Source organism: Leptospira perolatii (genome assembly GCF_002811875.1).
Lineage (GTDB): Bacteria > Spirochaetota > Leptospiria > Leptospirales > Leptospiraceae > Leptospira_B > Leptospira_B perolatii.
The window spans coordinates 178,993-193,169 of the sequence record NZ_NPDZ01000006.1 but is presented as its reverse complement, the minus strand read 5'-3'; the positions used below and the strand labels follow the sequence as shown (position 1 = coordinate 193,169).

Sequence of the window (14,177 nt, the reverse complement as noted above, 5' to 3'; positions counted from 1 at the left end):
TCCTGGAAAATCAACAACAAGCTTCCCAAGGGACCATAAAATTCAAATTACACTCTCGATTGTCCGAAAAAGAGAGCTGTGAGCTCGCAGATTATCTCCTGCGACGCGAAAGTAAATCCAAGTCTCAGTTCGAATTATTCGTCAATCCGATAGGTATATCGAACTCCATCAAAAGTTATCGTGTATTTCTGGCCTGCAAAGAAAGGAAACGGAACTGAACAAGTAGCGTCAATATCATCATGAAACTTGTAATTCGTGATATCAGTAGACGGATTCACGACATCTTCCGGCGCCGCCGCCGGAAAGCATTCGTATTCGCTCAGTTCATTTGTCTTTAACAAATAATTGGGCTTTAAAGCCGTTGCGCAAGAAGCATCAGTTGACGCGTGCAGTGTAAATCGAACTCCTTCCTGCTCTGTGTTCAAGATCCGAATCGCAGCCTGACCAGGGCAAGGAGTTCCTACGAGCGCCGTACCTACCGCTAGCGCTACCTGAGTATTGGTAAAATCCTCCGGTTCTTTTTTATCAAATAAATATGTACATTGGCTCGTAAAGGCCAGTAAGATAAGTAAGAGTGCTTTCTTTCCCATATCTTTTCTATCGGGAAAAAGCCAAAATCTTGTAAGTATTTCTCCGAATTTCCCAGTAGGCCCTTTTGGAAAGGCCCCACCCTTTTTTGGGTGGGGGCCGGCGCGGTGGAAGTACGGCCACCCTTTTCACAGAACTGATTTTTGCACAAGCCGAATTAGTCCCGTGATTCCTGTAGGAGCTCCTACAAGAAAGGCCAGAAGTTATCCAAACTCTAGTAAAAAGCAGACACTTAAAAGAGTTGTTTAAATGAAAAAATTGCATTCAAAAAATGTGGATTAAAAAATGCGATGGAAAGAAATTTCCTGCACCTAGTTCTAACAGAGTTGTGCGTTGAATTTTTCAGAAAAGAAGTTCAGGGCCGACAGGAGAAAGTATGTTTCGGATCATTTCAATACTAGTTTTGGTGGCCCTCGTAGGATTTAACTCCTGCTCCAAAAAAGATGAATCAAAAGACAACGCAGACAAGCAAATTCAAGGCTTTGCTTCCGAGCTTGATCAGGATAAGGCAAGTGCCGCTGCTCCAATGGAAGAAAAGGAAAGATCTAAGAAGCAAATCTCCGACGAAATGAATGCAAAGTCCGGAGGAAAAACTGCTGACGCAGAGGATGGTAACTTTGTGACGGACGCTTTTAAAGAAGGAAGCTCATCGGAGAAACCATTTTTCCATCCTCAGTTTAGTGCTCTCAAGAATGCAAGATTACTCGAGTATACTTTATCTCTTTCCTTGGAAACAAAAAACTTTTCGATTTCCCGAGCCGCCTTACTGGACATTACGGCAAAGCGAGGATTTATAAAGTCGTCTTCTGGCAGTTATGCGGATGCCCGGCCCTACATGAATGCTGAACTTTATGTTCGATCATCTGAGCTTTATGATACATTAAAAGAACTTGATAGAATTGGGATTTTACTTTCTGAATCCGTCCAGGCAATCGATCATACCGAAGATTTTGCCCAACAGGAAATCCAAATTAAGAGGGAAGCGATCCGAATTGCTAGGAGAGAGCGCTTAGTTTCTCATTCTTCGTCAAGGAGCGTTGCTGAATTAGAATCTATGTTAGGAGAAAGCGAGGACAGTTCCGATCAAGCAGCTTTCGAAAAATGGAAAATACTAGATAGAATTAAATGGGCAAAAGTAACGGTCTATTTAACTGGACCAGCATTGCCAGCAACAGTGCATGTTCCAAAGTTTGGAGATGCATTCACCGATCTGTTCAATGGTGCACTGTACTTAGTTTATATTTCTATTTACTTACTTCCATTCGCTGCAATTGGCGGGGTCGCAGCCTACCTTTTCTTAAGATGGAGACGTAAAGCATAACGCCAATTTATTTATCGGGCACTGAGATAACTTAAACACGCAAAGACGATTGCATCGCTAATCCCACATATGCCGATGCAATCGCATCCCATGAATCGTCGTGTCCGGTAAGCTCTTCTAAGCCTAATAACAATTTTAGAGCCGATTTTACATCTTTCTTATCTGCAGCTCCACTTCCGGTTGTGCCCTTTTTGATTTGCGAGGCAGTAGGTTCCAAAATTGGAACAGAGTGTTCACCTAAAGTAAGCAGTATTACGCCTCTAGACTCATAAACTCTTGCGGCAGTAGTTCGATTCTTCGCAAAGAAAAGCTCTTCAACCGAGGCAATTTTTGGACAAAATTCATCGAGTATTGCATCCAGCTGTCGCCTAATCTGGATTAGGTTGATTGGACTTTTGGTCTTCGGAGGAACCTCTATAGTTCCGTACGTAAGCACACTGATTATAGAATTCTTTTTTTCTAATACAGCGTATCCGATCCGATGAGATCCAGGGTCTATTCCAATTACCCTCATTTATTTACCTAAAACCGCAGGAACTCCTCAAGATCGAAATTCTCTGACCAGTGAAAATCAGCCGTATTCTTTTTCTAAAGTTTCGGAAAGCTCGAAGTTAGAATTGACACTTTGTACGTCTTCGTGTCCTTCCAAGTTATCGATCAGCTTCATTACTTTATCGGCTGTGTCTTTATCACCGACTTCAGTGGTCACCAAAGCCACATACCGAACTTCTGATTCGTCGGCCTTTATTCCTTTATCATTCAGCGCGGTTTGAACTGCTTCATAATCTTCGGTGGCAGTCGTCACTCTAAACACGTCGCCTTCATTCAGTACATCTTCTGCTCCGGCACTTACAGCGATGTCTATCAGCTCCTCTTCAGAAATTTGATCTGCTGGAATTACGATGACACCTTTTCTTTCAAAAAGGCGACTTACACTTCCGGTGGTTGCCAAAGAACCGCCTAACTTCGTTAATATGCTCTTAATTTCTGGAGTTGTTCTGGATTTCTTATCGGTGAGAGCGTCGACCATGATCGCGATGCCGCCAGGTGCAAAGCACTCATACAGGCACTCTTCATAGATAACTCCTTCCAGTTCTCCTGTCCCCTTCTTAATTGCCCTCTCTATATTATCCTTAGGCATGTTGACAGACTTGGCTTTTAGTACTGCAAATCGAAGTCTAGGGTTTCCTTCCAGATCTCCTCCGCCCATTCTAGCCGCGACGGTAATTTCCTTAACCACCTTCGTGAAAATTGCCCCCCGCTTAGAATCTATAGCGTCTTTTTTTCTTTTTATTGTAGCCCACTTACTATGTCCGGACATAGAATGCTTCCCCTCTCATCAAATCTGGCAGTTATTCTTATTTTTGGAATTTAGAGATCGATAAACGGGAACGATCCCGTTTTTTCAAAAAAACCGCATTTTGTGAGGATGTCTATCCTTTTATAGTTTAGCGCAAAACCCCAATTTAAGCAGGAATTTTTATTAGAATGGAAACTCTTGCAAAAATTGGATTCGTATGGTTTTGTAATTATTGTGAAAGAATCTTCTATCGACTCAGATTCCAAAGAACCATCAGAGGCATCGACTGGTTCATATAAACTTTCTTTTTTTCAAAAGATAATCTTAAGGGGAATCACCATCATTCTGCTCGTGCAATTCTTCGCGGTTTGTGACGATGAATCCAGGCAGGAAAAAAAGGAAATCATCCTAGATCTTTTCGATCAGCTGCAGTCTGAATTGTTATCCGAATTGCAAGACTCGATCCGCAAAAACGGACCAGCTGCCTCCATAAACATATGCAAAACTCTTTCTCCCAAAAAAGAGAAGGAGCTATCTGCAAAGTATCCAGGCTTGAGCATCCGTAGGATATCCGACAAAAACAGAAATCCTTCTCATGCACCGAACGAGTGGGAGGCGAAAACTTTGGAGGAATGGAAATCTTGGATTCGGACTGGTAAACCACCTTTTACTGTCTTTGAATCAAATTCTTCTGAGATGCGAGCGATGAAGCCTATCATAATTGCGAGTGAAACTTGTCTTAAATGCCACGGTCCCAAGGACAAGATGGACGCTAACGTCCGTCGAGAGCTCGAGAAGAATTACCCGAATGACAAGGCCTTTGGTTATTCTGTCGGGGAGTTGAGAGGCGCGTTTTCCGCTACTTGGAAGAGATTCTAACGTGGAAAACAATAACCCCGGGATTTCTCCCGGGGGGTGGTGAAATGATGAGATGAATGTTTAATTTGATTGCAGTGCCTAACTACTAATCTTTCGCCAAAATTATAAAGTACACCTATATACAGGTCAAAGAATCTGGGACTAACGGTAAGTTTTGAGTGTTAGCTAACAAAAAAATCGATTAATTTGAAGCAAAACATTTTTAATAACGCCTGATTTATATAAAACAATCGTTCGTCCCGATTTACATGCATTTTGTCCCTGAAGGATTGACTATTCCGTAAGTATTGAATATTGTCTCCGCTATATGCGAATCTTAATTGTTGAGGACGACCCACTAACAGCGCACTGTTTGGAAATTTTGTCCAAGGAATCGCTAGGAGGTAAAATTCAATCTATTAAAAGTTTAGGAACTCTTTTAGCGGCCGAATGCTATTTAGAGGAAAATCCTGTAGATTTAGTTTTTCTTGATATTAACTTGCAAGGAAAGACTGGATTCAGGCTTCTAGAGAGTTCGGTTCGAAATTCCTTCCAAACGGTAGTCGTTTCTTCAGAAAGAGATAATGCGGTCAGGGCCTTTGATTATTCTGCGCTCGACTTCTTACCAAAACCGATTACTAGAGATAGATTTCAAACAGCGATCGACAAATTTTTATCAGTTCCTCAAGCGGCGTTTGTTCCCAGGGCAATTCCATTAAAAAAAGATGAGGGAATAGATTTGATTGAACCAGATAAAATATTGTATGCGCGTTCCGAACGAAACTATGCGCAGCTTTTTACGAAAGACGGCAAGGTAGAAAGAATTCGGAAAACTCTCGATCAATTACACAGAGAACTAGAAAGCCACGGATTTTATAGACCACACAGAAGTTATCTTGTTAGACTCAACGAAGTAAAGAAGATACTGTTTAAAGGACCTTCCTCCTATAAACTCTTACTTCCCGGTGATCATAGTGTCCCTGTTAGTCGTTCTCAAGCATCAAAACTATTATCAATATTTAAAAACCAGGATGGAAAAGTTTTGGGTCCTCCATGAATTCTTTTCTACCTACTCTGCGCAACAGAGTTCGTAAGTTTGTAAAACTTCTAAACAGACACCTCCAGTTAAAAAAGGAACTTAGAGGGAATGCCGAATTTATTCTTTCGGCATATTACGAAGTTAATGAAATTCTAATATTTATTTTTCCGTTTCTTGCTATTGCGATGGTACCATTTACTATCATCGATATACTTAGTTACTACAGTCATCATGATAATTCTGCAATCATACTGTTCGACGCGTGCTTCATTGCGGGCTGTATTCTATTTACATTTCTGTTAAACTTTCCTTCCATTAGGCCGAGCGATTTGAATCGAAGAAAAGTACTGGTAACTTCTGCTACGATTTTCCTTACTTTTTGTGCGACCACAATCAATGTTCTGCTTTTAAAATTCGGTTCGGATGTCTCTATCTTTGCATTTACACAGTTAGGCGTTGCGGTTTTATTTAGGTATCCTGACAAAACTAAAACTTTCATCTATATACTTAATTACGGTTTTTTTATATACTTTCTGCATTCCCTAGATCCAAAACCATGGTTCTTGCTTCAAAATATCACTTTTATTTTTGTGGTGACTCTACTTTTCGATCAGATAAGTTTTCTGACTAAAGTAAGTTCCTTCCACAAGCAGCAATCGATTCGCGAACTAAATCGAAGACTGGTTTTAGAGTCCGTAAAAAAATCAGAAATACTTCGGATTGCTATACACGATCTAAAAAGTCCGGTTACTGGAATCTTAAGTCTTGTCGGTCTATATACGAAGGAGCCGCCCGGGGCAGATGAAAAATCTTCAACCAATAACAAAAGCGAGCCGCCAGAAGTATTGGATCATATCGAGCAAACAGCTCGAAGAATATTAGATTCCATTGAAGAAGTGCTCTATCTGTCAACCTCGGAAGAAACTGTTCCAAGAAAAAGACAGCTTCAGCAAATTCAACCGGTCGAGTTACTTCGGACAGTCACCGCAAATTTAGGCTTCTCCATTCAAACAAAAAATATAGAAATCGTAGATGAGCTGCCCCGTTCGCAATTCAGCTTTTCCACTCACCCGCAAATCTTATACCGCGTTTTCGATAATTTACTTACGAACGCCGTAAAATTCTCCCCCCATGGATCGACGATTTTGCTCCATGGGGAAATATTAGAAAATCATAAAGGAAAAATACTTAAAATAAATATAGAAGATTCCGGTCCGGGTTTTCGACCAGAAGACCAAGAAGGTATATTTAGAGAGTTCTCCGTACTCTCTGCAAAACCGACCGGAATCGAATCATCCACTGGTGTAGGCTTATCCTTAGCGAAAAAGCTTTTAGATAGAATGTGCGTAAAAATTCAGTTGGGCAATTCAACTCGCCTAGGAGGGGCAAATGTCAGCCTAGAATTCGAGCAATATTAAGCGAAAAGTTAAGTGATGATTACGGAGGAAATAAAATGAATCAAGTGAAGAGAACCGTAATCTTGCTCGCAATTGCAGCCCTAGGAATAGGAGGTGCGAACTGTGCGCAAGAAAACGAAGGAAATGAGAAGGATTTGGCTCTACTACAGGGGATAGTGACTTCTCCTGGAGCAGAAAAAGAGATCCCAACTAATGCTGATTTGAAAACTGCCAAAAACCAGAACGTTCTGGATGATATTACGTCAGTGGTCTACGGATCGTACGACGTGATTTACATTCCAGGTGCGGTTTGTGGCAACGGAACTCCCTACAAGATTTTCGTGGATCGTGCGGACGGGTTCTTCGAGTGGTTAGCAGGCTATTCTAGTCGACTACTGGTTTATCTAGAGCCAGGTGGAGCTTGCTGGGATTACGATAGTTGCACGGGAAAAACCGGCATTCGTGGTGCTGCGAACCCGAATGGTGTCCCAGACAACCATATGAACTTCGGAGATTTTATCGATCCGAATAAACCTGGTGGAAGTCCGAACGCGCTAATCTCGCCGATCATACTTCGCAACAATCCTTCTGGCTGGAATGTCCGCACATCTAACTGGAATAAGGTATTTGTTCCTTATTGCACAGGTGACGTTTACGCCGGAAACAAAGTTAGTGTTTACAATGACCCAACTGGTCAAAATCCTCCGATCACCTACCGCCACGTAGGTGCTAAAAACATGGAGTTAGTGATCGATTGGCTAAAAGCAAACTTTAACAATCCTAAAGAGATGCTAGTATCCGGATGTAGTGCTGGGGGAACAGGGTCATTGGTGAATTACCACTTCATCAGAAAAGCCTTAAATCCAACAAAAAGCTATTTGTTAAACGACTCGGGTCCGATTTTCCCTGCGCCTGGTTCAGGAAATCATTGGCCTTTACACCAAAAAATCAAAGAAGCTTGGAACACTGATTATTTGGTAAATAAGGCACAGCCCGATGTTCCTAGCTTTGACTTACACGCGGATTTTGGAAAGATCAATGAAGCTTTAGCTAGCAAATATCCTAATGATAAGTTGGCAATCACTCTATTCAGAAGAGATGCTAACTATTCAATCTATTCTTATGCTCGATTCTTTGGATTGGATGAAAATAATCCCGCAGACAAAGAATATATAATTTCTACATTGTGGGCGCAAGATATAGAAAAGTTAAAAGCTCAGTATGATAAGTATCCAAACTTACAGTACTTCATTCCATACTACAGAAGTATCAATGAAAGCCACTGTACGTCGATCGTCGAATTCACTGGAACAGAGATCGGACATACCGGAATCACTCTCGGAAACTTTATCAACGATATGCTCCTTGGAAATTCTACATTCAGTAGCTATTTCGAAGGAATTAATCCTGATGATGCAAACGTAACAGATTTCTGGTTTGCCTTGGTAAACCTGCTCTTAAAATAATTGGGCAAAGGGGCGGTTTGCAGCCGCCCCTTTTTAGAATATTATATCTTTGCGAATTACCTTTTGATCATTTCTAAAACTGACCCGCATCTCTCGAGTCTTAATATTATCTAATTCGAATTATCAGTTTGGGATTTCAGGCGGATTCTTCATTCGGTAAAGGAAGATACCTAGACCAAATAACAGCCATCACCGTTCCAGCGAAATACATCCAGAGACTGAATACTGCAGCCGGTAATGCAACTCTGTCTCCAAAGAAATCGACTGCTAATGTCATTCCAAGAGTTGTATTTTGGATCGCGACTTCAATGGAAATAGTCCTGCTTTGACGTTCTGGAATGCGCATCAACTTTGGAATAAAGTAACCCAGCACAAAACCAAGAATGTTGTGAAGAATCACCGCACCGCCGACTAACAAAAGCATATTGAGAAATTCTGATCTGTTTTTGAAAATGATGAATCCTACTACGAAAACTAGGAAAGATACTGAAAATATTTTATAAGGTTTTTCTATCGCGCGGGCGATATCGGGATACCGGTGGTTTACAGTCATACCAATTCCGATAGGCACAGCTATAACTGCGACCACTAGTTTAAGCATTTCTAAAAAGGAAACTTCAAGAGGCTTGCCAGAACCTCCTGTCGAAGCGTCCAGCAAAGAACCAAAAGAAGTAACAATCATAGGAGTAAGCAGTGGACAAAGCAAAGTGGAGAGTGAGGTAATTACAACAGCAAGCGCAACGTCACCTTTTGCCCAATAGTTTATCAAATTGGAAGTAGTTCCACTCGGGCAGGATCCGACGATAATAACGCCTAAAGCCAATTCATAATCTAGACCCAGAATCAGTATTACTATATAAGCCGCAATTGGCATAATGACAAAGTGCCCTATGCTACCGACCAGAACTTGCACCGGCGTAACCACTATCCGTTTAAAATCGGAAACGGCTAGGCTTAATCCCATACCGAGCATAACAATCGCGAGCAACGCGGGAAGAAGCGTCTTTTCAACTACGCCAAATTGCATTAATAACTCTCCAAAACATTTCAAATGTTCTATTAAAACAAGCACTGGCTTTGGTTCCAAAGCCAAACTGAAAGCCACACAGGGATAGAGTATGCATCAGATTCGAAAAGCTTTTTTTACACCTAGTCCGGCTAGACTTTAAGCCGAAATGTGACCTCGGGAACCCGCGGATCATAAACGAGTCCGATTTACTTCCGATTCCAAAGTATCCCATATTGTTTGACATAAAACTATAGTTTTTTGCAGGGTGGACTGAGATGGCGGACTTAACGCGCAAAAAAGGAATCAACAATGACTCTAACTAGAAATATCCCCTTACTCAAATTTATTAAAAAATGGGATGTATTTTCTCTCAATCGTTCCGTTAAAAAAAATTGGCCCGTCTACTGGGCGTTAGGTGCTAGAATAAAAAACACTTCAAACGATAGGCGAAAATTCGAGGTTTTACTGCCTTTTAATTCAAAAACAAGAGGGTATTTCGGAACACATTTTGGTGGTGCTCTGTTCGCCTTTGTGGATCCCATCCATGTATTTGCGATTTCTCTAAACCTGGGCAGTGACTATATGGTATGGGACACTTCCTCCGAGATAAAATTTCTGAAGGCAGCTTCTGAAGACGTAGTTGCAGAAATAAAAATAAATCAAAAAGAAATCAACACCATTAAGGAACAATGTAGATTAAACAAGAAAAGTACAAGAGATTACAGGATTGATATCAAAACTGTCTCCGGAAAGTTAGTCGCCACAGTTTTCAAATCAGTGTACATTCGAATTAAGAATCCAAACTTAGAAAGAAAAATGCGGAGTACATAAAATACTCCGCACCGATTTCGATCAGTTCGCCAAGAGCTCTGAGTATGAACCTATGCCTTCACCAGTTTGAACGCTCAGAAAATCAACTGCTTCCTTTATTACAGCTGAATCTCGAAGAATGAAAAGATGGCCGAGACCTTGTGTAGAAATCATCTTGGCTCCTTCCCAATTCATAGCAATTCTATTCCCAAATTCCCAAGGAATCTCCAAATCGTCGAGATCGTGGACAACGAGAAGTTTGGAGTGTAGTGACTTTCCAATTTCGGCTATATCAAGAGTATCCATATTTCTTTTGATGCTCTTCTCAATTTTATTACGCATATCGTCTCGAGCCTTAGCAGACAGCCCCAGCTGAGTGCAGAAAAAGCTGCGAAGTTCCTCGATAGTAGCCGGAGGCGCGATGTAAACGGCCCTTTCTACCCTTACCCCCATCTCCTGCGCAATAGTAGCGACCGCACCACCGAAAGAGTGGGTGATTATTCCATACGGATTTCCTAATATTTCAGAAAGCTTATATAAGGCATCGGCAGAGCGGATCGCATTGCAATACTTCCCTTCTGAGTACCCATGACCAGGCATGTCATATGAAGCTACTGAAAAACCACTCTCGAGAAGAGGATTTACAAATCTAGTAAGACTGCCGCTGTGGGAATTCCAACCATGAACTAAGTAGACCAGAGGCCCCGAATTCTTCCAATACCAAGCCTTTAGATGTAACGGGCCTTGTCCGAAAGAAATTTCTTTTGCTTTTGATAGAACCTCCTGCTCCTTTCGAGAAGGAAGCGACCTTTTCGGCGTAAAGAAAAGATTGGTTGCGACACTGCCCGCGTGCTCCGGTCTTCTCAACATAAACTCAAACTTGCTTTCTGCAGAATAAATTTTAGCACGATCGTTCGTGCTTTTTTCTGATGCCATTTTGTTCTCCTGTTTCATTCTTCGTACTCGTGTACCTTAATTAATGATGATGGGTGGTTTTGCCCTTCTCTCTTGCTCTATCCATCAAAGAGCCAAAGGCTAAACTGGAACGCTTTTTCGATTTAGAATCCTTTAGGAATCTGTAATATAACTGAAAAGATAAAATAATTCCGTATAACTCTTGGATAAAATTATCCGCTTGTATATCTTCGCGCAAGTCTCCGGCTTTTATCGCTTCCGAAACGAATTTGCTCAGAGTTCTGATCCAGTCTTCCTGGATTTTTAGCAAAGTTTCTCGAACGATTCCGGGTTTATCATCGTATTCCGCAAAGCTTGGCAAAAAAATACAGCCACCGGGCAACGGACCGGAAGCGATCCAATCCATCCAATGTTCAAACATTACTACAATTCTTTCCGCCCCCGGTTTTACCTTAAGTGCGGGATAAATTACATGCCTCCGGAACAGTTCGGAGCCCGCCTGAAGCACATTTATTTGCAAAGATTCCTTGGATTGAAATCTGCCAAAAAGTCCGCTTTTGGACATACCTAGTTCATCTGCGAGACTGCCGATGGTCAGACCTTCCAATCCGATGGTCGAGGCAACCCGAAGTGCCCTGCCTAAAATCAAAGTCTTTGTATCGTCCCCCTTGCTCATAGATAAATAATACGAACGATCGTGCTTTTTGTCAAGAGGCAATAGGAAAAAAAATGAAGCGGCAAATTAAGTTCAGTAAAAGTGTATAAGAACTGAGTTAAAAGCCGGGGAAGACTGTAGGAGCTCCTACAAAGATTTCACTGCCATATTTACTTGATTTTTATAACTAATTATGCGAAGCGTGTGATCGCTCGGCGCAAAGGCGGGTACCACCCACCGGCCCCCACCCTAAAAAGGGCGGGGCCCTGAAAAAAACCCCTCTCCAACTGCTTTAACTAGGCTCCAAGCGCCCAGCGAGTTCTTTCAGATTGTGATGAATTGTTGCGGAGTGTCCGAAAAAAAACTTAGAAAGAAACCGGAAAATCGGATTCTTCACCCTTCCCTTTTCTTTCAGTCTTATCCGTGTTTTGCGAGGTCCTAGCTTTTGAAGTTCATACTCCCATTCTCCCTGGTATGGAAGTCCTTCTGTTAAGATTCGAATTACGATGCGATTTGGTCTGGATTCTTCCGCAATCATATAGCGAACATGATTCCCATGAGAATCTTTTTCTAACCATACTGTGTCGCTCTCTTTCAGAACGGAACGAACTCCAGATTTCCAGCGAGGATACTCTTCCGGGTTTCGGAGTTCTGCATAAACTTGTTCTATGCTTGCTTCGACTTCTTTTTCTGCTTCTGCTTCGTGACTCTCCGGTAATACCATTCCGATTACTAGCATGACTAGCATTGCGCCTAAAAAAGTAATGGATGTAACCAATAACCAGAACATAGGAAATGGAATCTAAGAGGCTAACTATGAATTGAAGTTGCTCAGCTACAACGATTTTTAGCGGTAACGCAAAAAATTGAATGATTCATCGCTAGATATTTCACGAATCACGTAACGTTCAATCGTCTACTTTTGCCTTCCAAAGATATATCGAATAGGTCGCACTTACAGATGCGATCGCTAGATACAATGCAGCGAGCCAGAATTCTTTCCGAAAGAGATATCCGGTTCCGAATAAAAGCGCATATAAAGAGAGACTGGAGATAAGCCAAATTCGAACGCGAATATAAAAGTCCCTTCTAAAAGTCTCACCTCCCCATTTTCCCCAAAAACCATAAGGCTTCGCCCTTTTTACGAAGGACTCTAAAATAGGATCTGAAACAGGTGAAGTAAGGTAGGTAACGATAAGACTGACTATGACACTTCCAATCGCTGTCCAAAAAAGTAAGTATTCAGATCTTACCTCCGGAAAGCTAGGATAGAGAATGAGAGAAAGCAATAAGGCTGTCCCCATTCCAGATAATTCAGTCCAAGCGTTTGCTCTCCACCAAATCCATCGAAGTATTTGAGGCAGACCCATTCCGGATGCTAATGCAAGAAAAAATTTCCAAGCGGATTCGATCGAATTCATTTGAGTTGCAACTAACACGGATATAATGGCCATTAATATTACAGCAATTCGACTAGCCCGAACCATTTGTTTGTCGTTTGCATTTGGCTTTAAAAAACGAAGATACAAATCATTTACTAGATAACTAGCGCCCCAGTTTATATGTGTATCCGCAGTCGACATGAAGGCGGCCATTAAACTTGCAAACACCAAACCGAGAAGGCCAGAAGGAAGTATTACTTTCATCAAGACTGGATAAGCCATCTCTCGATCCGTCTGAACAAGTTTTCCTTCGGGAAAAAATAAATCAGCTTGAGCCAACGGAAACACGACTAAACAAACCAGTCCGGTAAAAACCCAGGGCCAGGTTCTTAGTACAAAATTTGCGAAGTTAAACCAAAGAGATCCTAACTCCGCCTGTCTTGGATTTGATGCAGTATGTAATCTTTGAGCTAGGTATCCAGTGCCATCGGAATAATATTGGATCCACCATTGGATTCCTATGAAAACCAAAAATACTTTTAAAGGAAGTTGGTGAGCCCCTTCTCCAAAAGAAGGCCAAAAGGATAGGATCTCCTCGGATCTACCAGGATATATATTTGCTAATTTGGAGAACAACCCATCCAATCCACCTACATGGAGAACAGCATAGATCGCGAATACAATCGCGCCGCCCATCCCTAAAGCGAACTGGAATAGATCAGTAAGAATCACACCTTGGATTCCACCCAAACTACTGTAGCCGACTACTACTGTTAGGAGCACCAACACTGTGATGGTATTATTCAGATTATCGAATACTAGAAAAGAAGGCCAAATCGTCTCGACTGCACCGTACAGACCACTCCCTAATAGAACCTTCCAATCCAAAAATGGTTGAGTGATCTTGGACATTGCTTTAAACACCCAACCTAGAATGATCGAATTAAAAAGAAGGCTTAGAAAGAAAGCCTTAGCCGCACGCAGTATGACTGCACTATTTCCGGAATAACGTAGCTCGGTTAATTCTACATCCGTAAGTACTTCTACCCTTCTCCAGAGAGAGGCAAAGAATACGGTCATGGTCATGTATCCGAGTGCCCAGCTCCACCACAACCAATTGCCACTGACTCCATCGTTCGCGACAACTCCCGTGATCACTAAAGGAGTGTCCGCAGCAAAAGTGGTCGCTACCATAGAGGTTCCGAGCCACCACCAAGGCAGCTTTCTGTCGGCTACAAAATAGGAACTCAGGCTTTTTCCGGCTTTGGACGAAAGCGCAACACCGGTCGCAAATGCAAATACTAAATAGATTATGATGAGTATCCAATCGAGAGTCGAGAAAATGGCCGCCCCCTTTTCTCCAGCACTGAGGAGAGTTACAGGTGATTTTCAATAGATCAAATATAAGTTCTGGAAAACAAGGATTCTTTGGTTTCT

The 14,177-nt window shown here is 41.8% G+C and carries 14 protein-coding genes; 6 read left to right on the top strand and 8 right to left on the bottom strand.

Features of this window, described 5'->3' with window-relative positions; all coding sequences use genetic code 11:
* Nucleotides 1-134 precede the first annotated feature (134 nt).
* A complete protein-coding gene (locus CH373_RS11420; RefSeq protein WP_100714445.1) occupies nucleotides 135-590 on the bottom strand; it encodes a hypothetical protein in 456 nt (151 codons plus the stop codon).
* 374 nt (nucleotides 591-964) lie between these two features.
* Between CH373_RS11420 and CH373_RS11415 the strand changes: the two genes are divergently transcribed.
* Complete coding sequence (locus CH373_RS11415; RefSeq protein ID WP_100714446.1) at nucleotides 965-1,909, top strand: DUF4349 domain-containing protein; 945 nt, start codon at nucleotides 965-967, stop codon at nucleotides 1,907-1,909.
* A 31-nt stretch (nucleotides 1,910-1,940) separates the two neighbouring features.
* Here the strand turns inward: CH373_RS11415 and CH373_RS11410 are convergent, their stop codons facing one another.
* Both CH373_RS11410 and CH373_RS11405 read right to left on the bottom strand, forming a co-directional pair.
* Nucleotides 1,941-2,423: a crossover junction endodeoxyribonuclease RuvC gene (locus tag CH373_RS11410; RefSeq protein ID WP_100714447.1), complete on the bottom strand. Its 483-nt coding sequence runs from the start codon at nucleotides 2,421-2,423 to the stop codon at nucleotides 1,941-1,943.
* Between the two features lie 57 nt (nucleotides 2,424-2,480).
* Nucleotides 2,481-3,230: a YebC/PmpR family DNA-binding transcriptional regulator gene (locus tag CH373_RS11405; RefSeq protein WP_100714448.1), complete on the bottom strand. Its 750-nt coding sequence runs from the start codon at nucleotides 3,228-3,230 to the stop codon at nucleotides 2,481-2,483.
* 177 nt (nucleotides 3,231-3,407) lie between these two features.
* Between CH373_RS11405 and CH373_RS11400 the strand changes: the two genes are divergently transcribed.
* The 4 genes from CH373_RS11400 to CH373_RS11385 all read left to right on the top strand — a co-directional run bounded on the left by CH373_RS11400 (nucleotide 3,408) and on the right by CH373_RS11385 (nucleotide 7,969).
* Nucleotides 3,408-4,088 carry a Tll0287-like domain-containing protein gene (locus CH373_RS11400; protein ID WP_243393367.1) on the top strand — a complete coding sequence of 227 codons (681 nt, stop codon included), beginning with the start codon at nucleotides 3,408-3,410 and terminating at the stop codon, nucleotides 4,086-4,088.
* 307 nt (nucleotides 4,089-4,395) lie between these two features.
* Nucleotides 4,396-5,124: a LytR/AlgR family response regulator transcription factor gene (locus CH373_RS11395; RefSeq protein ID WP_100714449.1), complete on the top strand. Its 729-nt coding sequence runs from the start codon at nucleotides 4,396-4,398 to the stop codon at nucleotides 5,122-5,124.
* Nucleotides 5,121-6,524, top strand: a complete 1,404-nt coding sequence (locus CH373_RS11390; RefSeq protein ID WP_100714450.1) for a sensor histidine kinase — start codon at nucleotides 5,121-5,123, stop codon at nucleotides 6,522-6,524. The genes CH373_RS11395 and CH373_RS11390 overlap by 4 nt, the downstream gene beginning before the upstream one ends.
* Before the next feature lie 35 nt (nucleotides 6,525-6,559).
* Nucleotides 6,560-7,969, top strand: a complete 1,410-nt coding sequence (locus CH373_RS11385; protein ID WP_100714451.1) for a pectin acetylesterase-family hydrolase — start codon at nucleotides 6,560-6,562, stop codon at nucleotides 7,967-7,969.
* A 136-nt stretch (nucleotides 7,970-8,105) separates the two neighbouring features.
* Here CH373_RS11385 and CH373_RS11380 read toward each other — a convergent pair whose 3' ends face one another.
* Nucleotides 8,106-8,996: a bile acid:sodium symporter family protein gene (locus CH373_RS11380; RefSeq protein WP_100714452.1), complete on the bottom strand. Its 891-nt coding sequence runs from the start codon at nucleotides 8,994-8,996 to the stop codon at nucleotides 8,106-8,108.
* A 291-nt stretch (nucleotides 8,997-9,287) separates the two neighbouring features.
* Here CH373_RS11380 and CH373_RS11375 point away from each other — a divergent pair, with 291 nt between their 5' ends.
* On the top strand, nucleotides 9,288-9,809 hold the full coding sequence (locus CH373_RS11375; protein ID WP_100714453.1) for a PaaI family thioesterase: 522 nt from the start codon (nucleotides 9,288-9,290) through the stop codon (nucleotides 9,807-9,809).
* Nucleotides 9,810-9,830: 21 nt separating this feature from the next.
* On the opposite strand, the gene CH373_RS11370 is transcribed toward CH373_RS11375, so the two are convergent.
* From CH373_RS11370 to CH373_RS11355, 4 genes are all read right to left on the bottom strand, one after another.
* Nucleotides 9,831-10,724 carry an alpha/beta hydrolase gene (locus CH373_RS11370; RefSeq protein ID WP_165778817.1) on the bottom strand — a complete coding sequence of 298 codons (894 nt, stop codon included), beginning with the start codon at nucleotides 10,722-10,724 and terminating at the stop codon, nucleotides 9,831-9,833.
* Nucleotides 10,725-10,764: 40 nt separating this feature from the next.
* On the bottom strand, nucleotides 10,765-11,379 hold the full coding sequence (locus tag CH373_RS11365; RefSeq protein ID WP_100714455.1) for a TetR/AcrR family transcriptional regulator: 615 nt from the start codon (nucleotides 11,377-11,379) through the stop codon (nucleotides 10,765-10,767).
* Between the two features lie 271 nt (nucleotides 11,380-11,650).
* Entirely contained in the window at nucleotides 11,651-12,148 is a 498-nt protein-coding gene (locus CH373_RS11360) for an LIC10604 family protein (RefSeq protein ID WP_100714456.1), read from the bottom strand.
* Between the two features lie 118 nt (nucleotides 12,149-12,266).
* The gene (locus CH373_RS11355; RefSeq protein WP_100714457.1) at nucleotides 12,267-14,084 is read right to left on the bottom strand and encodes a sodium:solute symporter family protein; all 1,818 of its coding nucleotides are present in this window, start codon (nucleotides 14,082-14,084) and stop codon (nucleotides 12,267-12,269) included.
* Nucleotides 14,085-14,177: the final 93 nt, after the last annotated feature.